Source organism: Shewanella sp. Isolate7, assembly GCF_022398425.1.
Lineage (GTDB): Bacteria > Pseudomonadota > Gammaproteobacteria > Enterobacterales > Shewanellaceae > Shewanella.
This window is the reverse complement of sequence record NZ_JAKEVJ010000025.1, coordinates 56707-78711: the sequence shown is the minus strand read 5'-3', so window position 1 is coordinate 78711 and position 22005 is coordinate 56707. Positions and strand designations below refer to the sequence as shown.

22 protein-coding genes are annotated in these 22005 nt (G+C 52.3%); 10 read left to right on the top strand and 12 right to left on the bottom strand.

The genetic code is table 11. The features are described 5' to 3' along the window. Positions 1 to 341: 341 nt before the first annotated feature. The 6 genes from L1D47_RS08315 to L1D47_RS08290 all read right to left on the bottom strand — a co-directional run bounded on the left by L1D47_RS08315 (position 342) and on the right by L1D47_RS08290 (position 6774). On the bottom strand, positions 342 to 554 hold the full coding sequence (locus tag L1D47_RS08315) for a hypothetical protein (RefSeq protein WP_239883981.1): 213 nt from the start codon (positions 552 to 554) through the stop codon (positions 342 to 344). 101 nt (positions 555 to 655) lie between these two features. Next, complete coding sequence (locus L1D47_RS08310) at positions 656 to 3271, bottom strand: ERAP1-like C-terminal domain-containing protein (RefSeq protein WP_239883979.1); 2616 nt, start codon at positions 3269 to 3271, stop codon at positions 656 to 658. A 218-nt stretch (positions 3272 to 3489) separates the two neighbouring features. Further along, positions 3490 to 4083 carry a penicillin-binding protein activator LpoB gene (gene lpoB / locus L1D47_RS08305; protein WP_041510170.1) on the bottom strand — a complete coding sequence of 198 codons (594 nt, stop codon included), beginning with the start codon at positions 4081 to 4083 and terminating at the stop codon, positions 3490 to 3492. Positions 4084 to 4108: 25 nt separating this feature from the next. After that, on the bottom strand, positions 4109 to 5464 hold the full coding sequence (locus L1D47_RS08300) for a hypothetical protein (protein ID WP_239883984.1): 1356 nt from the start codon (positions 5462 to 5464) through the stop codon (positions 4109 to 4111). Positions 5465 to 5579: 115 nt separating this feature from the next. After that, positions 5580 to 5792: a SlyX family protein gene (locus L1D47_RS08295; protein WP_041510172.1), complete on the bottom strand. Its 213-nt coding sequence runs from the start codon at positions 5790 to 5792 to the stop codon at positions 5580 to 5582. A 13-nt stretch (positions 5793 to 5805) separates the two neighbouring features. Continuing rightward, complete coding sequence (locus L1D47_RS08290; RefSeq protein WP_239883976.1) at positions 5806 to 6774, bottom strand: hypothetical protein; 969 nt, start codon at positions 6772 to 6774, stop codon at positions 5806 to 5808. A 179-nt stretch (positions 6775 to 6953) separates the two neighbouring features. Between L1D47_RS08290 and fkpA the strand changes: the two genes are divergently transcribed. Beyond that, positions 6954 to 7721 (top strand): FKBP-type peptidyl-prolyl cis-trans isomerase, encoded by a 768-nt coding sequence (gene fkpA / locus L1D47_RS08285; protein ID WP_041510174.1) that lies wholly within the window; start codon positions 6954 to 6956, stop codon positions 7719 to 7721. A gap of 184 nt (positions 7722 to 7905) precedes the next feature. Next, positions 7906 to 8280, top strand: coding sequence for a YacL family protein (locus L1D47_RS08280; protein ID WP_239883975.1), 375 nt, complete (start codon positions 7906 to 7908; stop codon positions 8278 to 8280). A 125-nt stretch (positions 8281 to 8405) separates the two neighbouring features. Here the strand turns inward: L1D47_RS08280 and L1D47_RS08275 are convergent, their stop codons facing one another. Both L1D47_RS08275 and narQ read right to left on the bottom strand, forming a co-directional pair. After that, on the bottom strand, positions 8406 to 9035 hold the full coding sequence (locus L1D47_RS08275; RefSeq protein ID WP_011864648.1) for a response regulator: 630 nt from the start codon (positions 9033 to 9035) through the stop codon (positions 8406 to 8408). A 61-nt stretch (positions 9036 to 9096) separates the two neighbouring features. Next, positions 9097 to 10800, bottom strand: coding sequence for a nitrate/nitrite two-component system sensor histidine kinase NarQ (narQ, locus tag L1D47_RS08270; RefSeq protein WP_041510176.1), 1704 nt, complete (start codon positions 10798 to 10800; stop codon positions 9097 to 9099). 248 nt (positions 10801 to 11048) lie between these two features. Between narQ and nrfA the strand changes: the two genes are divergently transcribed. After that, positions 11049 to 12449: an ammonia-forming nitrite reductase cytochrome c552 subunit gene (gene nrfA / locus L1D47_RS08265; RefSeq protein WP_239883973.1), complete on the top strand. Its 1401-nt coding sequence runs from the start codon at positions 11049 to 11051 to the stop codon at positions 12447 to 12449. 58 nt (positions 12450 to 12507) lie between these two features. Here nrfA and L1D47_RS08260 read toward each other — a convergent pair whose 3' ends face one another. Then, complete coding sequence (locus L1D47_RS08260) at positions 12508 to 13050, bottom strand: hydrolase (protein WP_239883972.1); 543 nt, start codon at positions 13048 to 13050, stop codon at positions 12508 to 12510. Between the two features lie 252 nt (positions 13051 to 13302). Here L1D47_RS08260 and L1D47_RS08255 point away from each other — a divergent pair, with 252 nt between their 5' ends. The 4 genes from L1D47_RS08255 (at position 13303) to L1D47_RS08240 (ending at position 16611) form a co-directional block, all read left to right on the top strand. Then, complete coding sequence (locus L1D47_RS08255; protein ID WP_011864652.1) at positions 13303 to 13641, top strand: P-II family nitrogen regulator; 339 nt, start codon at positions 13303 to 13305, stop codon at positions 13639 to 13641. A 13-nt stretch (positions 13642 to 13654) separates the two neighbouring features. Further along, complete coding sequence (locus tag L1D47_RS08250) at positions 13655 to 14905, top strand: ammonium transporter (protein WP_239883970.1); 1251 nt, start codon at positions 13655 to 13657, stop codon at positions 14903 to 14905. A 105-nt stretch (positions 14906 to 15010) separates the two neighbouring features. Next, entirely contained in the window at positions 15011 to 15337 is a 327-nt protein-coding gene (locus L1D47_RS08245) for a hypothetical protein (protein WP_239883969.1), read from the top strand. A 122-nt stretch (positions 15338 to 15459) separates the two neighbouring features. Further along, positions 15460 to 16611: a hypothetical protein gene (locus tag L1D47_RS08240; RefSeq protein ID WP_239849709.1), complete on the top strand. Its 1152-nt coding sequence runs from the start codon at positions 15460 to 15462 to the stop codon at positions 16609 to 16611. A 176-nt stretch (positions 16612 to 16787) separates the two neighbouring features. Here the strand turns inward: L1D47_RS08240 and L1D47_RS08235 are convergent, their stop codons facing one another. Beyond that, positions 16788 to 17555: a transporter substrate-binding domain-containing protein gene (locus L1D47_RS08235; RefSeq protein WP_239883967.1), complete on the bottom strand. Its 768-nt coding sequence runs from the start codon at positions 17553 to 17555 to the stop codon at positions 16788 to 16790. A 338-nt stretch (positions 17556 to 17893) separates the two neighbouring features. On the opposite strand from L1D47_RS08235, the gene aroG reads away from it, so the two are divergent. After that, entirely contained in the window at positions 17894 to 18946 is a 1053-nt protein-coding gene (gene aroG / locus L1D47_RS08230) for a 3-deoxy-7-phosphoheptulonate synthase AroG (RefSeq protein ID WP_239883965.1), read from the top strand. 95 nt (positions 18947 to 19041) lie between these two features. Here aroG and L1D47_RS08225 read toward each other — a convergent pair whose 3' ends face one another. Continuing rightward, a complete protein-coding gene (locus tag L1D47_RS08225) occupies positions 19042 to 19218 on the bottom strand; it encodes a hypothetical protein (protein ID WP_011864658.1) in 177 nt (58 codons plus the stop codon). A gap of 398 nt (positions 19219 to 19616) precedes the next feature. Here L1D47_RS08225 and L1D47_RS08220 point away from each other — a divergent pair, with 398 nt between their 5' ends. Next, on the top strand, positions 19617 to 21392 hold the full coding sequence (locus L1D47_RS08220) for an ABC transporter ATP-binding protein/permease (protein WP_239883963.1): 1776 nt from the start codon (positions 19617 to 19619) through the stop codon (positions 21390 to 21392). A 75-nt stretch (positions 21393 to 21467) separates the two neighbouring features. Further along, positions 21468 to 21725, top strand: coding sequence for a hypothetical protein (locus tag L1D47_RS08215; RefSeq protein WP_239883960.1), 258 nt, complete (start codon positions 21468 to 21470; stop codon positions 21723 to 21725). A 31-nt stretch (positions 21726 to 21756) separates the two neighbouring features. Here the strand turns inward: L1D47_RS08215 and L1D47_RS21240 are convergent, their stop codons facing one another. Continuing rightward, positions 21757 to 21966, bottom strand: a complete 210-nt coding sequence (locus L1D47_RS21240; RefSeq protein ID WP_082035623.1) for a hypothetical protein — start codon at positions 21964 to 21966, stop codon at positions 21757 to 21759. Positions 21967 to 22005: the final 39 nt, after the last annotated feature.

Below are 22005 nucleotides of genomic sequence, written 5' to 3'. Positions count from 1 at the left end.
GTTGAATGCCTTGAACTGTCGCTGCTATCAAAGCCAGAGCTGTGCGACGACTTGTTCGCACCTTCCCTAAGCCTTTTAGATATCAGCCTCAGAGGCAATATCGATTTGAAAAGGAGCCTGCTGGCTCCTTTTTTTGTGGCGGCCTTTTAAAGCTTATTCACCTAACCCTAATGTTATACCAATCGTAATAAATAATTGATCATTCTAGCTTGTTAAAACGCTCGATAACTGTATTAGTATTTTTAATTGTAGAATAACTACTTATCTAAAAATCCTGCTTTGTTCTCAAGCGTTTTTCCTGCGCTATTTCTGATCACATGTTTACTGTGATTGGTATTAGGCTAGAGCTTGTCTATCTCGTCACCCAACTGGTAAGCCTTGTCGGTGACTATCTTCTCTAACGTGGCGATGCGAGATTTCAGCTTGTCTATCTCGGCCTTAAGCTCATCAATTTCACTATTGTCCACGCTGGCTTTTCGCCGGTTGTGTTCCTTAAAGGCTGCTAAGGCGAAGGCCCCTATGATGGCGATGGCGGCGATTTGAAAAATGCCCATGTCGTGCTCCTGTCGATGTTAGGCGTCCTTTGTACTTATTATCCCACTATAACCCAAAACAGGTTTGTCACCAGCCCCTTAGCCCGTTTCAAGCAAGTTGTTTAGTTGAGTCTATCAGGCTGCGCAGTGGACTCGGGCCGCTGCTGCATCGCTTCTTGCACACGAATACACTCCTGCTCGGCGGCAATCGTCTGGTTAATGCCTCTCAGCGTCGTGGGGCTAAAGCCCTCTGGCTGGGTGAGTAATGCCTGCAGTCTCACCAGGCTGGCGTAATTGCAGCTTCTGGGTAGCAGATTGGCGGTGTAGCTCTGCATAAAGCGCTGGCTGTTGCGTCTATCCAGGCTTGCCAGCTCCGTCAGGCGCTGCTCGGCACTGGCCTGACTCAGGGCCTTCTGCTCGCTGGGGTAGAGGTGGTGCATCACCAGGGTTAACTTCTCCAGCAGTTGAGGGTCGCCCTCCTTGGTGTGGGCCTGAATACGCTCAAACCACTGGCGTTTCTCCTTGGCGCTGGGGCGGGCCACCAGGGCGCCGAGTGCCGCCTGCTCGCCCTCGGGCGAATTGTCATGCTGCTTCTCCTTGAGCAGGAGTCGTTCGCTGCCCGGGTAATCATAGCGATTGAGGTGGGTCACTATCTGCCAGCGACGCTCGGGCGTGAGAGTGATGCCGGGTAGCGACTCTCTCTCCTCGAGCAGCGCCGCCAGATGACGCTTTGCCTGATGGCTGACGGCGAAGTGCAGGTAGTTGTCGAACCACAGAGATTGCAGTTCGGGTTCGGCTTTATTGGTGATGGTCAGGCGCAGGCTCATCTGGGCGATGGCATTGAGCGCCTGACGGCTATAGCGCCGCTGATTGGGACTCATCTGCTCCAGCAGGGCCTTGGCCTCTCTAAGCTGCTCTTGCACGCTAAGCAGCACCTGGGGATCGGTTTCAGTTGGCAGGTTCACCAGGGCGCTGCCAATAAAGCGGGGCAGAGGTAGCTCTCCTATTAATACGGATTCCCATAGCGATTGCCACAGCATGCGCCTCAGCTCTGCCTCTTCCAGGCTGCCAAGGTGTAACAGGGCGGTCTCCTGGGAGTCACTGTCCAGCTTGACCCTGACATAGGCCTTGTTCTGGTAGTTGGTATACACCAGATCCGGGCAGCGCACCCCCTTGAGGCGCTTCACCTCGGTGCGCTCCCCCTGGTAATTGACCTCGCTCACCAGGTTCTTGTGCAGGCCATGGTGGCCCAGGGTAAACAGGCCTACCTTGACCCTCTGTATGCTCTCGGCATCGCCGTTATGCTGTATGAGGTTAAAGCGTGAGATGCGATCGCCGCGGCAGCTGAACTCTGCCTCCAGGCGGATGATGCCTGCTCGTTTAAAGGCCGTCTGACTCCACTGGCTCAGGGGCTGCTTGGTGACATGCTCGAGGCTCTGAATAAAGTCATTCAGATCGGCATTTTGCAGCGCAAAGCGCTCGAGATACTGGCCTATACCCTGGTAGAAACTGGCGTCGCCCAGCATGAACTTGAGCTGATTGAGCTGGGCGATAGCCTTATTTTGACTCGGTGTCCTATCTTGTGAAAACAGCTCTAGGCTGTTGGCGATCTGCTGCTGCACCTGTTCAGGGCTGCGAATAAAGCTAGTCTGGCTGCCTGTATGGGCCTGGCCAAACAGCTGCGCCTCGGCATCATCGGCAACCAGATAGGCCAGGCTCTGATTGAGCCAGAGCTGATCCCACCACTTGAGGGTGACCAGATTGCCCAGCCATTGCTCGGCCAATGCCCGCAGGATAGCCCGCCGAGGCGTGACTCTAGGCAGAGTCTCCTCACTGAAGCTGGTCTGCGCCTGACTGGCGCGAAACTCACTCGGCAAGTGAGGCACTATCGCCTGGGTGTAGTGGCCGAAGGGATATTGGCTGCCAAGACGCTGCTGATAATGGCTAAGGGCCTGGCCGGTCTGGGAAAGCCAGGCCTCGGCATCGATAGATTGTGCTTGAGATTGACGGGCAAACAGATTCAATGCAACACCTTCTGCCTGGCTCTGCCAGGTTTGATATGGCCCGGCGAGCAGGGAGAAGTTATGGGGACTGACCGGCTTACTCACCATAAACTGCCACAGACGGCTCTCGCCCATTGGCTGACGGCTCAGCACCTTGGCTGCGCTGGCGACTTGCCAGTCGCTGGGTGCCAATACACTCAGCTGGTAGCTGGCCCTGAGATCCGGCTGATCAAATTGTGGCGCCAGGGTCTGGGCGCTGGAGGGCAGAAAATGGCTGTAGAGGTAGCGCAGGCCATCTTGTGGGTCGATAAACTCGATAAGCCCCTGATCTTCATGGCTGTAGGGACTGCTAAAGTCCACCTTTATCTGGTTACTGCCGCCCTGTAATAGGCTGGCCGGGATCACTAGCCTGTGACCATCATAGTTGGGATAGAGCTTCTGACCATTGATGAGCAGTTGGCTGATAAGCGCCTGCTCCAGATCTAGGCTTATGGCCTGCTCGCTGCCGGTGAGCTCAAACTGGATCAGCGCCTCGCCCTTAAAGCGTCGCGCCTGGGTCAGATCTAGGTGTAGCTGGTAGCTGACCTGACTGACTCGGCTGGCACGCTGTTTGGCGACGCTGGCGCTGATGCCGAAGGATTTCTCGACTGTCTGTTGACTGCCGGGGGAGGTGCTTTGGCATGCGCCGATAAGGAGGCAGAGGAAGAGGCTAGCGCACAGGGAAAACAGTCTCAAAACGGGTCCTTCTTATATTATTGGCTCGAGGGCTTATCGGTTCGGCTAGCACTCAATGGGCGGGCAAATACCCGCGCCATACATGGGTGCCAAAGGCTGCCACATTCTACCCGACTCTGCCCCTTGGCAGTAGAATTTATCGACAAAATTTCTCTTCGCTATCCACATTTAGGCATAAAAAAACCAGCACTAGGCTGGTTTTTAACGGTGAACCTGGCTTACATGCCGAGGAAAGATTTTGACTTGGTCTTGCGGATCTCTTTTTCATCAGACCATTCGATCAGGCCGGTTTCCAGATCCATCAGGCGCATGGTCATCTTGTAGTAGACATCTTTGGTGCTGCCATCTTGCTTAACTATGCTCGACAGGTTGCCGTACAGCATGTACTGGGCACCGATCTGACGACCGAAGTTGATGGCGGTCGATGGGTCAACCATGCCGGCGTTGTTCTGATAATCCAGTTGCTTGCGTACCGCGTCGACCTTGGTCATGTCGATGAAGCGGAACTTGCCCGAGCGCAGCAGCTTGTTGCTGATCGAATCTGTGACAGATTCGGTATCGATATGCTCTGAGGTTTTGTTCTTGATCTTGTCGACAAAGATGACAGGGCGATCCTTGGCCGTCATGGCCACCACGGGCGGAAAGCTCAGCATGCTGTCGACCATCTTGGCGGTGATCGCCTGCAGATCCGTAGAACCGAAGTTTTCATTGACGGTTTCGACTTCAGTAGCATCACCGTACTGCACCTTAGATTGACAACCCGCCAGGCCAATCGCCACGGCGATGATAAAAATGAGGTTGAACTTTTTCATAAAAATACCGATTCCTTAGTCTTGATTAGATGATTATTGAATGAAAACGGGTGAAATTACCAGTCTCAATTATCCAAATTAATGTGGTTTTATCGCTTTGTACGTCAACTGCTTGCACCTGAGACTGCCCCAGACGGATCTGATATTGGCCCGCATCCAGATAGCGACGTCCTAACTGGGCCTGACTGGGCAGGGTCAACCAGCTGCGTCTGTCTGCCTGCTCGGTAACCACATTGAAGATCTGCATGGCGATGGCTCCGGCGTCAAACTCGTCCTTGCGGCGCTTGGACTCGCTGCGCACGCTGCGGGCCATCTCTGCCTTGGCGTAGATTCTCGCGGCCTGGCGAAACAGGGCGCTGGGGAGTTCTTCCTTAAGCGCGGTGATTGCCAGGGCGTCAATATTGGCAAGCGGCGCCGTCTTCAGCACAGTGCCCAGGCCAATGATCTCCCCTTGGGGGACGCTGACCCGGCTGGGAACATAGGTGGCCAAGGAGGCCGTCTGCCAGTTGCCGCTAATGCGAAAAGGCACGGTAAAGCTTTGCTTCTCAGGCACAAAACCCCGCTCGAGTATGACGACGACCTGTCCCTGGCCGGGCTTGGCCAGCTTGGCATCGCCCCAGCGGCGCTTAAACTCCTCATATTGCGGCATGGCCAGTTTCTTGGCCAGGCGCACCAGATCTTGCTGCAGATAGGGGTTGTCCGGGGTGATCTGCGCCGCCTTGCGATAATCGATGAAGGCGTCATTCTCTTCGCCCAGCAGCTCGTGCAGCAGTCCCGTGGTGTAGTAACTATAGGCGTTGAGGAAAGAACTTGTGGTGGTGCCGGCCGCTTGCCCGAGTCGATTGACCTCGGCATCTATGGTGCCGTTGGCCATCGCCTGTACCGACGCCTGGGATTTCTGGTACCTGGACTGCTCGCTCTGTTGCAGCTCGTTGCTGCGCCTCACCTCGACCAGCGCTCCCTGGCTGTCTCGGCTAAAGAGGTAGTTAAGGGCCTGATACTGATGCAACATGATGCGCTCATAGCCGGGACCACGATAGGGGATCACGTTGTCGTTGATAAACAGGCTGCTGGCGGTAGCGCCAAGATCAGATGCGCTGATCACCGCCTGGTCGTCAAACTTGGTGTAGGCATCGACGGCCTGTTGGTAATAGGCCTTGCTGGCCTCGAAGTCTCCCGTGATCTGGGCAATACGTCCCGCCTCCTGAGCATACAGGAGCCCATCTTGGCCTGTAATGGCATCGTCGAATTGTCGATAGAGGGCGGCATCGCTCTGTCTGGTGAGATCGGCCTTTACCGGCGCAAGCTGTGACGGATAACTGATAAAGACGCTATTAAAGGCGCAGCCCGACAAGGTGAGCGACAAGAGCGCGCAGGCCATGGCCGTGCGGTATCGCCTTGAGACTCGACTATGAGGGCTACTTTGCTGTGGCATAGTTGATCAGATCCTTTGTGAAGCAAGTTCCGTTAAATAGCCTGGCGCCAAGCGCGCTGGTCTAATAGTGGGGAGGCGGCGTCTCTTCCGCCTGACTGGCTATGTTGCTGGGCTCGACCTGCGCTAGCTTGCTGGTGAGCAGGCGCAGTTTTTCCTGTTGCTCGGCCAGCAGGTCGTTGAGCTTGATCACCTGCTGGTTCAGCGACTCAATGGTGTCGTCCTGAAAAGCCAGTTTCATCTCAAGATCTTCGATTCTTTGTTCTAGTTGCACCAATGTTAGTCCTCTATCAATCGGGCATGGGCCAGGTTTCCAGCAAGCCATTACTGCTAAAGCTGATGATCTGCCCATTAAGGGTTTCAGCCACAGAGTATACAACGGCGCCCTTGATTTGGGCACGCTCGGTGCGGGTAACTTGCCAGTTGGCGCGCATTTTTCCATCGGCTACCCGCCAAACGCTCACTTCTCTGGCAGGGGTGCCGGTGAGTAGTGTCTGGTTATCTTTGGTAAAGCGTGCGGTGGAAAAGTTCATCGTGCGACGTTTTATTTTAAGGCGAGACACAGTTTCGCCTGTCTGTGTCTGCCAGATCTCGGCCCTATTGGTGCTATCGGCGGCGAAAGCCAGGCTGGCGTCCTGGGTCAGGCTGACGCTGAGTACCCGGCTGGGCAGTTGCCACTGTTGCTGGGGCTGCCCCGTGTTGGCCTGCCAAAGAATGACCCGGTTGTCGTTGCCGCCCGATAGTGCCCAACGGCCGTCGGTAGAGAGTGCGACGCTGTTAACCTTCTCGCTGTGCCCGAGGAATTTGATCAGGGTGTCGGTCTGGTGATTGAGTGACATGACGCTGCCGTCGGTGAGGCCAATCAGCAGGGTACCATTGTCGGCAAGCGCCAGACACTGCCCCTTGGCGAGCAGGGACCACCATCCCAGCGGCTGACCATCTTGTATATTCCACAGCGCGACCGAATCGCTGCTGAGGGAGGCGGCGTATTTGAGGTTGTCCGACAGGGCGGTGGCAATTGCTGTGCCGCCCGCTTTGCCATGGAGCCACTGATACTTAAGCACTTTTTGGGTGAGATCCCAAAGTTGTAGGTTGTTGCTGGTGGTGCTGACCAGAAGTAAACGCGCATGTGGAGAGAGGCTGGCATCATAGCTAGGTTCGGCGATCAGGCTATCGACCTCAGGTTTAGGCTGACAAGCACTCAGCAGGAGTGTACAAGCAATCAGTGTACAAAAATACAGCAATCCGGTTCTGCTCATGAACTTGTTCCTGGTTGAGTTGTCTTTAGCTCAAAGGTTTTCGCCTAGGTAAGGCTACCAAACCATCATTGATGAAACTTAATCAATGTAATTGGTATATGTTAATTAACTAGTATAAAGTGGTTCGTCTTAGAAGAGTAAGGTTATTGTAACCACAAGAAAATGCTGAGGAAGCTTTAATGAAGTCCATTTATAAGATGTCACTGGTCGCGTTGGCGGTGGTTGGTCTAACTGCTTGTAACCAAGAACAAAAAACAACAAAACCGGCAGAAGTAAAACTCGAGACCCAGGCGCAGAAGCAAGCCTATAGCGTAGGCGCGTCGATCGGTAAATATATGTCTGGTCATATCAAGGAGCAGGAAGAGCTGGGTCTACCAGTAGATCGTAGCCTGATTATTCAAGGTTTTAGCAACGGTTTGAACGACGAGCTGAAGCTGACCGAAGAAGAGATGCAGACAGTACTGCAAGGCCTTGACGAGCAACTAAATGAGAAGCGTCAGGCACAGGCGACTGCACTGGCCGAGAAAGCCCAGGCAGAGAGCGCGGCTTTCCTAGAAGCCAACAAGGCGAAAGAAGGCGTTGTGACGACAGAATCTGGTCTGCAGTATGAAGTGATCACCGAAGGTACTGGTGATAAGCCGGCTGCAGAAGACACGGTTGAAGTGCATTATGTCGGTACCCTGATCGACGGCACAGAGTTCGATAGCTCTATCGCCCGTGGTCAGAGCGCTAAGTTCCCGCTAAACCGCGTTATCCCAGGTTGGACCGAGGGTGTTCAGCTGATGTCTGTGGGTTCTAAGTACCGTTTCGTGATCCCAGCCGAGCTGGCCTATGGTAGCCGCGATACCGGCAGCATCCCGGCTAACTCGACGCTGATCTTCGAAGTTGAGCTGCTTTCTATCGAGAAGGCCGCACCGGCAGCAGAAGAAGCGGCAGCGGCTAAGTAATTCGCTGTTCTCTTAAAGAGATTGAAAAAGGGCGCCTCGGCGCCCTTTTTGCGTCTGTATGAAATGCCAGAGTGAACTGCCCGAGGGGGAATTTTCGCCGCTTAGCGCCAGGCGGCTTGGATATCTCTGCAATTGTCTTGGCCTTAGGTTAGAATTTGCAAAGTAACCTTGGGGAAGACAGCTTATGGAATATGAATTTCGCCGCAACACATTGACCGGCACCCTGGTGGCACAGTTCACCATGGATCATGAGATTATGGGGCTTTGGTTTGTCGATGAGCTGGGCGAAGATAAGGCGCTTATCGCTCAGATAGCCTCGACTATCGAGGCACTGCAACAGGGTAAGCTGACAGAGCAAGGTTTTATCGGTAAAGCCATCTCCCTCGAGCTGGATGAGGAGCAGGCGAGAGTCTTTGCCAACGCCTTAGAGATGGATGATGACACGCCCCTGGATGAGTCTATGTCGCTATATGACGGCGAGTCCCAGGCCTTCTGTGGCCTGGAGGATTTCGAGGTGGCGCTCAAGAGCTGGCAGGCCTTCATCGAGGAGAGTCGATAGCCGAGGAAATCTAGGCGAATAGTAAGGGGAAAACCCTACAAAGAAAAAAGGCAGCCTGGGCTGCCTTTTTTGCTTCTAATGAGCATTTTTGAGCTTAATCAAACCACATCAAGCTACACCAAGGCCTATTGGTTCAGGTAGCGTACCGCCATCTCGGTGCGCGACTTGGCGTTGGCCTTGCGCAGCAGATTTTTCACATGCACCTTGACCGTGCCTTCGCTGATATGCAGCTGCTCAGAGATCACCCGGTTGCTCTTGCCTTCGGCCAGTTGCTCGAGGATCTGCAGCTCTCTCGGGGTCAGGTTGTCTATCCAGGCCTGCTCGTCGGCGCCATCTTTCAGCTCATAGATGAAGTCTTCCACCGACTCGGAGATCACGCGGTGACCCTGCATGGCATTCTTGAGTTTCTCCAGCAGCAGATCCGGCTCGGTATCTTTGAGCAGGTAACCGTCGGCGCCGGCCCTGACCAGGCGGATAACGTCCTGCTTGGCGTCGGATACCGTTAGGATCACTATGCGGCTGGTGACCCCTTCCTGACGCAGGGCATTGAGGGTATCTAGTCCTGTCATCCCCTTCATGTTGAGATCCAGTAACACGATATCCGGTTCATTCTCGGCAATTGCCGACAGGGCATCTAGGCCGCTGCCTGCTTCACCAAATAGGGTGAAGTCTGAGTCAGAGGTGATAAGTTGACAGATCCCGCGACGTAACAGGGGGTGATCGTCTACAACCAAAACTGAATAGGGTTTGCCCATTTTTTATGCCTCCACTGAGGTCTGTTTTATTTAAAAATTAGTGTTTTATCTTACCAGCATCCTACTGGTTTGGCTCTTTTTCGGGAGGGAAAACTAAGGTGACCGTGGTCCCGCCCTGTTCGTTGCTGCTGAAGTCTACCACACCCGAGAGGCGACTTGCGCGTTCATGCATGATTCCTATGCCAAAATGTTGGTCCCTTTCCTTGAGCTTCTCCAGACCTACGCCATCGTCACTGATGCTGATCTTCACATTGTTCCCGCTACGGGTGCAGCAGATATGAATATGATTCGCCTGGGCATGCTTGATGGCGTTGAGGGTCGCCTCCCGGGTGAGCTGCAACACGTGAATATGTTGATGGGCGCCCAGCAGCTGGATCGGCAGCTTATCTTCGAGGGTGATCTCGGCCGTGGTTTGCCCCCTGAGCTGGTCCAGCATCATCTCGATGGCGTGATTGAGGTTGGGATCTTTAATGGTCAGGCGGAAGGTGGACAGCAGTTCTCGCAGCTGAACATAGGCGGTGTTAACCCCTTCGTTGATCTCCTGGAGTTGTTCCTCTACCTGAGGACTGCGGCACTGGCTGTCGAGTCCCTTGGAGAGCAGGTTGACCTGGATCTTAAGAAACGACAGCAGCTGACCCAGGGAGTCGTGCAGCTCACGGGCGATCACGCCGCGCTCTTCCATCAGCGCCAGCTGTTGGCGCTGCTCGCCGGCGTTATAGATGACGATAGAGCGGGCCAACATGATGGCGAAGTTCTCAAACAGGGGGTGATTGATCTCGCCCAGGGAGGTGACCTCGAGATAGCCCAGCTCATTGTCGGCAAACTTCAGTGGGAAGCGTGTCTGGCTCAGGGAGGCTATCGGCCAGCCGCCATCGGCATCTATGTAGAGCTTCTCCTTGTCGTCCTGGGCGATCACTAGCCTGAGGAAGCTATGGGGTTCATGGGCCCTGAGTTGATTCAGTGCCTGTTTCAGGGTGCTGATCTCCAGCTTGCCCGAATGCAGCATCACCAGGTTGTCATAGAGGAGTTTCAACTCGTTGTTGGCGCGGGTGAGGGCGAAGGTCTTCTCTTTAACCTGATTTTCCAGGTTGTTATATAGGGTCGACAGCTCCCTGGCGCTGGTGGCTAGGGCGTTGCTCAGCGAGCTGAGCTCAACATATTCACTGTCTGGCATGGTGACATCGAACTCGCCTTTAGAGATGGTGTTGGCCGACTCCATCAACTGATTGAGCGGCTTGACCACCTTGCGCTTGGTAAAGCGCACGGCGAAGAAGGCAATCAACAGCATCAGCCCTAGGCCGCTGATCTGGCTGGCGGCCAGCAGCTTGAGCTTGAAGGCGGCAAACTCTTCAGTCTCCAGCACGAAGAGATCTATGGTGTCGACGAAATCCTTGAGGGCTGAGACATAGAGGCGGGAGTTCTCCTCTTCGATATATTGCTTCATTACCTGCCACTTCTCGATAACCAGTAGATATTGGGAGGCGAGATCATCCGGGGTCATCCAATCGAGCGAGCGTTTCAGGGCATCCGAGTGGAGTGTGGCCTCAAATTCCTTAATTTTCTCGTCGGCTTCCTCGCTGCCCGAGTTGGCATAGAACATCAGGCGGTAACTTTGCATACGCAGCGAGCCGGAGGCGTTGATGGCTCTGGCATCTCCCAGGCTATAAGCCAAATTAGCTATGGCGAAGGTGGCAAGTCCACTGGAAAGTAAAATTAAGGCCAGCATTAACCTTAAGATGGTGGAGGTAAGACTACCTTTCTTCATGTATTAGAACTCATTAAATAATAGGAAAAAATCGGAAATTTGGACTATCATACTTGTTTAGCAATCGCTGATAAAATTAACAATGTGGTAAAAATGTGACCAACAACACATTCACATTATGATCTGCCTCAAGTTTTAACCCGGATACCCCATAAGGGGTATATTTTTAACGGGGTTAAGGGACTAACTTTGGCCCTGGAGATGTTGTGGTTTTAAAGACTACTATAAAAAAGTAACACGGAGATGAGATGGTGAGAACATTAACAACAAAAACCTTTGCACTGAGTGCTTTGGTCGCCGCTGGCCTGATGGCTACCGGCGTTATGGCAAGCGACAAGACCGAGCCACGCAATGAAGTCTACAAAGACAAGTTTTCAAAGCAGTACAACAGCTGGCATGACACTGCCGAAAGCAAAGAAGTTGTCGATATGCTTGAAGAGGTTCCTAGCCTAGTCGTATTGTGGGCAGGTTATGGTTTCGCGAAAGATTACAATGCGCCACGTGGTCACATGTATGCGGTAACTGACGTACGCAATACACTGCGTACCGGTGCGCCTAAGTCTGCAGAAGATGGTCCAATGCCGATGGCATGTTGGTCTTGTAAGAGCCCAGACGTACCGCGCGTTATCGAAGAGCAGGGCGAAGATGGCTACTTTACTGGTAAGTGGTACAAAGGCGGCGCCGAAATCGTTAACACTATCGGTTGTTCAGACTGTCACGAGAAAGGCTCTTCTAAGCTACGCATGTCACGTCCATTCGCCGAGCGCGCAATGGCTACACTAGGCACACCGTTTGACAAGGCTTCTAAGAAAGACAAGCAGTCTATGGTTTGTGGCCAGTGTCACGTAGAGTACTACTTCGAGAAGACCAAAGATCGTAAGGGCTTCGTGAAATTCCCATGGGATATGGGTACAACCGTTGAGCAGATGGAAGTCTACTACGACAACATGGAGTTCAAAGACTGGACACATGCTGTTTCTAAGACGCCTATGCTGAAAGCACAGCACCCAGGTTATGAAACTTGGCAGCTGGGTGTACACGGTAAGAACAATGTGACCTGTACCGACTGTCACATGCCTAAAGTGAAGAATGCTGAAGGCCGTAAGTTTACAGACCATAAGGTAGGTAATCCATTCGATCGCTTCGAAGAGACTTGTGCGACTTGTCATACTCAAAGCAAAGAGTTCATGGTTAACCTAACTAAAGAACGTAAAGCGAAAGTCGCTGAGCTTAAAGCACGAGCTGAATCTCAGTTAGTTAAAGCACACTTCGAAGCTAAAGCTGCTTGGGATGCCGGTGCAACCGAAGCTGAAATGAAGCCTATCTTAATGGATATCCGTCATTCACAATGGCGCTGGGACTATGCAACTGCCTCTCACGGTGTTGCGGCTCACGCGGCTGATGAAGCACTGCGTATATTAGGTACCTCGGTAGATAAGGCTGGTGATGCTCGCGTTAAGCTTGCTCAGCTGCTAGCGAAGAAAGGCGTCAAGCAACCTATCGCCTTCCCTGATGTCTCTACCAAGGCTAAGGCACAAGCTGCACTGGGTATGGATATGAAGAAGTTGAATGGCGACAAGGAAGAGTTCAAGAAGACTGTACTTCCTAAGTGGGATGCCGAAGCTAAGAAGCGCGAAGCAACTTACTAATTTCTCCCCCCCTGCATAGTAAAAGCCCCGGTCATCCGGGGCTTTTTTATGTCTGCTCTTATTTAATCATCTTCAATAAGGCCTTGAACCTGTCGCCGCTGGCCTCAGCCTGCAGCTCGAACAGTAGAGATTCGCTGTTGGTCAACAGCGCGCCGTGCTGCGCCATCATCTCGCAGCCCAAGATTTTGTTGGCTTGTGTTCGCGAGGAGACGGCGTCTGTCGCCAGGTGCACCTCGTAACTGTTATCCAGCAGATCCCGGCAGGTCTGATAGACGCAGATATGGGTCTCTATACCGGCGAGCAGCACCTTGGGCCTGTCATACTGGCGCAATGCCTGTCTGAAGGGCTCTGCTTGCCAGGCGCTAAAAGTTGCCTTGGCGATAGGCTGATAGTGAGGCGCAAGTAGCGCAGCTAATGCCGGGCTGGTGGCGCCTAGCTTATCGGGGAGTTGTTCGAGCCAGATGACTGGGATCTCAAACAGCTCGGCCGCCTTGATCAGTGTGATAAGCCGGGTTTCAAGTTCCTCGGCTTGGTGCATCAGGGTAGCCAGCTTTCCTTGAACATCGACGATGATCAGCACACATTCCTGTGGTTTTAACATGGGGCGCTCCTCAATGGGTGGTGACTCCATGATACCCAGATAATCCCCTCTACCAATCCGTCATAAGTCGAATAGTTGGCTGCGCTATTTCTGTGCAGTCAATGCATAGCCGCACCTATTTGGTGCATTTGTATTCAACCCTAAGTGAGCCTGTATTACTAAGTTTATGAATGTTAAGGCTTTGTAATATTGGCCTGATGATTGAATTGCCTTTGGCATCAGCAAGAATACTAAGATGAGTCGGAGGCGGTAATGAAATTAATCAGCGCAATAATCAAGCCATTCAAACTCGATGATGTGCGAGAAGCCATTGCAGGGTTGGGGATTGAGGGGATGACGGTGACCGAGGTGAAGGGATTCGGACGTCAGAAAGGCCATACTGAGCTCTATCGTGGCGCCGAATACCAGGTAGATTTTCTGCCTAAGGTCAAACTGGATATCGCGACTAAGGCTGAAAATGTCGATCACCTTATCGAGTCCATCGTGGCGGCGGCGCACACGGGCAAGATAGGCGACGGCAAGATTTTTGTGACGGATCTCGATCAGGTGATCCGTATCCGTACCGGCGAACTCGATAACGAAGCACTTTAAGGGGGAAATTCCAATGGAAGAGTTAGTAAAATTAGGTGCGACAGTATCTGAGTTGAGGTTTGCGCTCGACACCTTTTATTTCTTGATCTCAGGCGCGCTGGTGATGTGGATGGCGGCGGGCTTTGCCATGTTGGAAGCGGGCCTGGTGCGCTCTAAGAACACCACAGAGATCTTAACCAAGAACGTCTGTCTCTATTCTATCGCCTGTATCATGTATCTGGTGGTGGGTTACAACATCATGTATGTGGATAACGCCGAGGGCGGCTGGTTGCCTTCGTTCGCCAGTCTCATTGGTGCTCAGGCCAGTGATGCCGACCATGCGCTGGAGTCGGATTTCTTCTTCCAGGTGGTATTTGTGGCGACGGCTATGTCTATCGTCTCTGGCGCCGTTGCCGAGCGTATGAAGCTGTGGGCCTTCCTGATCTTCTCTGTGGTAATGACAGGGCTTATCTATCCAATCGAGGGTTACTGGACCTGGGGTGGCGGTTTCCTCTCAGAGGCGGGATTTGTCGACTTTGCCGGCAGTGGCATAGTGCACATGGCGGGCGCAGCCGCGGCGATCTCAGGCGTCTTGTTGCTCGGCGCTCGTAAGGGCAAGTATGGCCCTAACGGTCAGGTTAACCCTATCCCAGGTTCAAACCTGCCGATGGCTACCCTAGGTATGTTCATTCTGTGGATGGGTTGGTTCGGCTTTAACGGTGGCTCTCAGCTACTGGTGTCTGATGCCGAAAATGCCTCGGCGGTGGCGAAGATCTTCGTCAACACCAACTCTGCAGCCGCGTTCGGCGCCGTCTCAGCCCTGGTGGTCTGTAAGATGGTATGGGGTAAGGCGGATCTGACCATGATCTTAAACGGCGCCTTGGCGGGCCTGGTGGCGATCACCGCCGATCCGCTGTCGCCTTCGCTGCCTCTGGCCGGGGTTATCGGCCTGGTAGCCGGTGGTCTGGTGGTCTTCTCTATCGTGATGTTCGATCGAATCAAGATTGACGATCCTGTCGGCGCGATTTCGGTACACGGTGTTGCCGGTCTGTTTGGTCTGGTGTTAGTGCCACTATCAAATGCCGATGCGACGCTGTTGGGTCAGCTCTATGGTGCGGCTGTTATCTTCGCCTGGGTGTTCTCGGCTTCTTTTGCGGCCTGGTATCTACTCAAGGTCACCATGGGTATCCGTGTCTCTGAAGAGGAAGAGTACAACGGCATGGACGCATCGGATTGTGGTATCGATGCCTATCCTGAGTTTGTCTCGCTCAAGAGCGCCAGCTGATACTCCTCTAGACTAGATAGTCTGATAAACAGGGTCCGTGCCTCATGGTGCGGACCCTGTTTTTTGTATTATGCTATCGACAGGGATGGTGTGAGGAGCGTTAACATGAAGCAGTCTCTCTGGGTATTGGTTTTGATGCTGATGTCGGCTCAGCTGCAGGCGGGCCAGGTGGTGGTGCGTAAGTCGAGTGAGCCTTTCGATGTCTTTGCCGTGCGCGATAAGGTGCAGCAGGATTTCGCGTGGCGAGAATCTTTGCGTATGCAGCAACAGATTAAGATATTACAGAGTCTCCCCCTGGGCTGTGTGATGTTTAAGCTGCCCTATGCCTACTATCGTTGTGGCGCGAATTTCTATCGTCCCTATCAGTATCAAGACGAGGGCACGGCTCCTAGGCAGCTCTATATTCAGGTCGATCCGCCAGTTGCTCAGTGATTGTTAATATTTTGTAACGCTTTGCGTGGGGCAAAATGAAAAAGCCTACTTTATGATAGATCTTACGGTGCCCTCATCAGCGTAGGTTTAATATGAAAAGGCTATTTGAGTATAGGCGCGCTATGTTGCTGTTATTCTTCATAGTGAGCGGTTGTGCCAGCGGCCCGGGTAAGGAAACCCTCGCTAATATAGATCAATACTTTGCCGACGAAGAATTCACGGCGGTAGCGGTTCAAGTCACCCCAGATAAGCTGTTTGCATTGCCCACACAGGTAACTGTGGATCTGCGGCAAGATTATAAGCGTAGCCGAATGGCAAGGGACTATATTGCCGCCAACTTGTGGCTGGCTAATTACATCAATGCCGATAAGGGTGGCTTCAAGTACCGAGATAATCTGACCAAGATCCCCGCCGATACCTTTGATGCCAGGGCAGGTAACTGCCTGTCGCTGGTGCTGCTGAGTGCCTCGCTGGCCGATGCCTTAGGGGTCGATGTCGAGTTTCAAGAGGTCGAGGTTCCGCCCGTGTGGGATAAGGCCGGTGATTTCTATCTGGTGAATGGTCACATCAATCTGCGCCTCATTCCACGAGAGACGAGTGATACCTTCCTTGCCGACAAAAATGCGCTGCAGATCGATTTTTTGCCCGAACGTACCATGCGTGGCTACGCTAAGCGGCGTATCGATAGAACTACCGTCATGGCGATGTTCTATAACAATGTCGCGGCGGAGTCGCTGGTGGAGGGACGTTACGATCAGGCCTATGCCTACCTGAAACAGAGCCTCATGTTGAAGGCCGACTTTATACCCGCCTTGAATACTCTGGCAATTCTTTACCGCTACAAGGGGTTGGATGATAGGGCGGAGACCCTCTATAAGCTGGCGTTATCCCAAGACAGTGAGGATATGAATGCCCTGTTTAATTACAGTGTGCTGCTGGCCAGCCAAGACAGATTAGAGGAGTGGGCTGAGGTACATAAGACCCTGGAACTGGTCAGGATCCGTAATCCCTATTATTACTATGACATGGCGCAGCAGGCCTATTCAGAGCACGAGTACCAGACCGCGCTGGCCTGGTACAAACGCGCGGTGGAGAAGGCCGACTATCGCCATGAGTTTTACTTCGGTCTCTCCAGAGCCTATTGGGCCACGGGGGATGAGCGCAGGGCTAAGCTGAATATGCAAAAGGCCTTGTCCTTATCTGTGGATGAATATAACCAGCGACGCTATCAGGCCAAGTTGCAGGCGATGCAGTCGCACCAAGGTATTCATTAACCCTGTATTCATTAACTAAGGCATTTATTAACCAAGGTATTTATTAATTAAGGCATTTATTCACTAAGGTATTTTTTACCAAGGTATTCATAACTAAGGCGCCTGTGAGAGGCGTCTTTCATGTCATGCCTGTCCTGGTTGAATGAAGCGATTTGAATCGCCAGCGAATACCGACACTATTTTAGCTCTACAGGCATCTGCTCAGGCTCTGGCGCTGAGTCGATGCTTCGGCTTTTCTCCTCAGCTTCCTCTCTGTCCAACTGGGCGATACCCAAGTCTATTTTTTCTGCAATGGTTTGGCTGTGACAGGCTATCTTGCGTGGAGCCGGCGCAAACAGTGGATGGCGAACCGTGGCCTGAAGGGTATCGACTCTAAACTTGAGCTGTTCGCGGTAATATTCAAATATGCGCCCTTCCAAGATAATGGCTTCGACCCTTCCGGAAAACAGCATCATCACCTGGCTTTTCTGGCTGTTGGATTCACCATATTGTGGGTTATTGAGTGCCATCTGGTAGAAGTCTTTACCTAAATATTGCGTCGCGTTCTGAAACCCCATGACAGAGATCGCCGCCAGATCGGTGACTGAGTCGATGAGCAGTTTATTGCTGGCCAGAGTGAACACGCTGTTTTGGTAACTGATAAGGCTGCGGGTGTAGTAGAGGCCCGCTAGGTTCTCGGGGGCATTGATGAGGCAATCGACATTGCCGCTGGCGACCTGGCGGAACGCTCGCTTATTGGGGGATAGATGAATGTGCCCGATCGATAACGACTGCCTGGATAACACCGCCGCGAGACGCTCATATTGAATCCCGCTCTGACCGTTGGCAAAGAAATAGGGGGGAATGGTGTTGCTGACCGCAAAGGAGATCTCTGTGTTAGCAGCGTGTGCCAGAAGCGGGTTTGAAAAAAGTATAAAACCAGATGCCAGCAGCAATATTCTCATCGGGGCGATGGTTACCTCAACAGGGGCTGTTGCGCCATCTCGAGAGCCTCGGTATCACTCTCTTATGACCATTAATAATCTACTATAGATAGGCTTCTAGCCGATTTCCAGACAAATGTTAACAATTTGTTTTGTCTCGTTCCGTTTATATCGCTGGCTTAGCAGGGAAAGTTTTAAATAAAAATAATAATTTAATGTTATATAACAGATGGTTATTTTTATATTTTTAATTTTATTAATGTTTGGTTGCAATAGCGGAGAATACTGGATAAATTGAAATCAGTAGTGCAATAGAGAGACCCTTATTTAATCCAGAGCCGGAGTGGAAAATAAATATCATGTATTATCAAACTGATGACGTTCGCATTAATAAAATTAAAGAGTTGTTACCCCCTGTCGCCATTCTTGAGCGATTTCCGGCAAGCGAAAATGCATCGGCAACAGTGTTTAACGCACGGCAGAATATACACAATATCCTTAAAAAAGAAGATGATCGTCTGTTAGTGATCATTGGCCCTTGTTCTATCCATGATCCTAAGGCGGCGCTTGAATACGGTGAGAGACTCGCCAAATTGCGTGAGCAATATAAGGATCAACTCGAGGTGGTGATGCGCGTCTATTTCGAGAAGCCGCGTACCACAGTGGGCTGGAAAGGCTTGATCAACGACCCTTACATGGATAACAGTTTTAAGTTGAACGATGGTTTGCGTACCGCGCGTAAACTGCTGTTAGATCTCAACGACTTAGGTGTGCCTACCGCGGGTGAATTCCTGGATATGATCACTCCACAATATGTGGCGGATCTCATGTGTTGGGGTGCAATTGGTGCTCGTACCACAGAGTCACAGGTACACAGAGAGTTGGCATCGGGCCTCTCTTGCCCTGTCGGTTTCAAGAATGGGACCGATGGCACCATCAAGGTCGCTATCGACGCGATCGGCGCGGCCAGTGCACCACACCATTTTCTGTCGGTGACCAAGTATGGCCATTCGGCAATCGTCTCCACCAAGGGTAACCCCGATTGTCACATCATTCTGCGTGGAGGCAAGGAGCCGAACTATAGCGCCGAACACGTTCAGGCGATCAGTGAACAGCTGGCGAAGGTAAACCTGCCGCAAAATATCATGGTGGATTTTAGCCATGCCAATAGCAGCAAACAGTTCAAGCGTCAGATGCTGGTGGCCGAAGATGTGGCCAGCCAGGTAAGTGCCGGTGAGCGTGCGATTTTCGGCGTAATGGTCGAGAGTCACCTGGTCGAGGGACGTCAGGATTATATTGAAGGGCAACCTTTGTGTTATGGTCAGAGCATCACAGATGCCTGTATTGGTTGGGAAGATACCGAGACTTTGCTGGCACAGCTCAACCAGAGTGTGCTCGAACGTCGCGCTTAGTCTGGCCTTCATCTGCTGGGCTTGCTCAGCCGAGGGGCGACGAGAAACTAAAAAGGAAGCCAATTGGCTTCCTTTTTTGCATTCTGCTGGCTCGTTTATTTGGCTTGTTGTTTCACCAGATATTCATTGGCCTTAGCCAGACTGCCAAAAGACGATATTAAATTGTTTTGACCCTTTTGCTGAATTTCTGGGCTGTTCGATTCTGTCATCATCCATACCCAAGTTTGTACCAATGGCAGTGGAGGGTATTGCACGTCAGATGATTGTGGCATATCGGCTTCCTTTAAAAAATGGGGGTTATTCCCGCTCTGCTTTTGCTCGGCTTGAACTGCCTTAAGCTGATCTTGAGATTATCAAAATCTCCGGCAAGAGATAACAATAATTACCCCGTTGAAACATTAAAGTGATAATTATTCTCTCAAGAATAATGCTTTTTTCTAATTTTACCACCATTTTATCACCCAAAAGTCGCACTAACCTGTACGGGCGAATGCTCCTAAAGTCTGATATTGGACAGCTTGCATAGGGCAAAATGCTAACCCCTTGGCAAAGCTGAACAATTGCGCTAGTGGCGGATGAGTCTACTAAGGTAAGATGGTGGATGTTATGGCTTTTATCTCGATTTCATCTAAATGCCATCCTCCCAATATTGATGCTAGCTGGAGTTGCCATGCGTCCCACGCTCTATTTTGATGGTCCTATCGACAAATTGAACTGGCAGGTCCTGAAACTGCTTTGGCCTTATCTATTGGAGTTCAAGGGGCGGGTGGTATTGGCGCTGGCCTGTCTGGTGGTGGCGAAAATGGCAAGCGTCGGCCTGCCTTTCGTGCTCAAGCATCTGGTGGATACCCTGAGTGAGGCCTCGAGTGAGCAGATAATTGCGGTGCCCATCGCCCTGGTGCTGGCATACGGTAGTCTACGCCTGCTGAACACAGTGATCTCCGAGGTGAGAGACACGCTATTTGGTCGGGTTACCGAACGAGCGATAAGGCGTTTGGGCTTGTCTGTGTTTGATCATCTGCATCGGCTGGATCTCGCGTTTCACCTGGAGCGGCGCACCGGCGGCCTGTCTCGAGATATAGAGCGGGGCACCAGTGGGGTCAGCTTCTTGATGCGTTTCATGGTGTTCAACATAGTGCCGACCCTACTCGAGATCGCGCTGGTGGTGGGTATCTTGCTTTATAACTATGGCTGGGCATTTGCCATCATTACGTTAAGCGCCGTCGTCGCTTATATCCTATTTTCCATCTTTGCCACCGAGTGGCGCACCGGCTTCGTGCGTGAGGCGGCTATGGCGGATTCTCAGTCCAATACCCGCGCCATCGACAGCCTGCTCAACTATGAGACGGTGAAGTATTTTAACAACGAGGCCTATGAGTCTGAACAATATGATCAAGCCCTCGAGCGATGGGAGGTGGCCAAGCGTAAGAATCGACTCTCTCTGTTTGCCCTCAATGCCGGTCAGGCGCTGATCATCTCGCTGGCGATGACGCTGATGTTGGCATTGGCCGCGAGTCAGGTCAGCCAGGGAGCCATGACCATAGGTGACTTCGTGCTGATCAACGCCTTCATGATGCAGCTGTTTATGCCGCTGAATTTTTTAGGCTTTGTCTATCGCGAGATCCGCGGCGCGCTGGCTAATATCGAGCGCATGTTTAGTCTGCTAGATAGAGTGCCAAAGATTGAGGATGCGCCCGACGCTAAGTCGCCCCAGATCACGCTGGGGAGCCTTAGGTTTGAGGGAGTCAGTTTTCGTTACGGTGATAGGCCTATCTTGTCCGATGTGAGTTTCGAGATCCCTGCCGGGCATAAGGTGGCGATTGTGGGGGATAGCGGCGCGGGTAAATCCACCATAGTGAAGCTGCTGTTTCGCTTCTATGAGGCGCAGCAGGGGGTTATCACCATAGATGGGCATGATACTAAGGCGCTGACCCAACACGCACTGCGTAGCGCCATCGCCATAGTGCCGCAAGATACCGTGTTGTTTAACGACTCCTTGCTGGAGAATATTCGTTATGGTCTGCCGGGGGCCAGCGACGAGCAAGTGAAGGAGGCGATAGAACTGGCCCACCTGTCTCATTTTGTCTCACAACTCAGCGAGGGTTGGTATACCAAGGTGGGCGAGCGCGGGCTAAAGCTATCCGGTGGCGAGAAGCAGAGGGTGGCGATCGCCAGGGCGATTCTTAAGGGCTCCCCCCTATTGGTGTTCGACGAGGCGACCTCGTCTCTAGATAGTCATTCGGAGCAGGCGATCCTCAATGCCCTCAAGGAGATGGCCAAGGGGCATACCAGTCTGGTGATCGCCCACAGGCTGTCGACGGTCGTGGATGCCGACCAGATCTTGGTTCTGAGTCAGGGGAAGATCGTCGAGCGCGGCGATCATCAGAGCCTGCTGGCAGCCAATGGTCTCTACAAGAAGCTGTGGACGGTACAAAATCAACATTAATTGTAGGGGATTAAGTATTCGTTCAGGTTTGATTTGCATAATATTTGTCAATAACAAACCTGTGGAGGCGGTCCCATGAAAAATATCCCTATACATGCAAGTATCGAAGGTCAGGCGCGGGTTGTGGATACCGATTGGCTAGCCATCATGGCGACCTTGAAAGAGCGGGGGCTGGAACAGGAGGAGTTGGTAACCGTCTATGCCCAACTTAGCTCCTATTTGAGGGTCACGACTCGGGGCCTGACCCTGTCTATGATACCAGCCTCGACCGTGATCGAGGGGCTGACTCGCGAGGTAAAACACTGCGCGAATGACTATGCGGGGATGTTATAGGGGGTTACTGCCAGAGTGGCAGGTAGAAAGATTAGGCTGACTTTGAGGTATTGACCGGTCTCCAGCCGTCGCATAGGAGGCTGAGTTTGCTATTTTGCGGTTCATAAGGCGTAAGCCTAATGATCTCTCCACCCTTGAAGCAGATAGTCTCACCTTCGATAACCGTTAATCGGTTGCAGTTTTGACAGCTAACCGACAAGGGTTTACTTTTATTTCCCGCTCCAAAAAACGAATTACTCACCTGTGACTCTCCATGGCTGGGCTTGTTGCCAGCACCTGC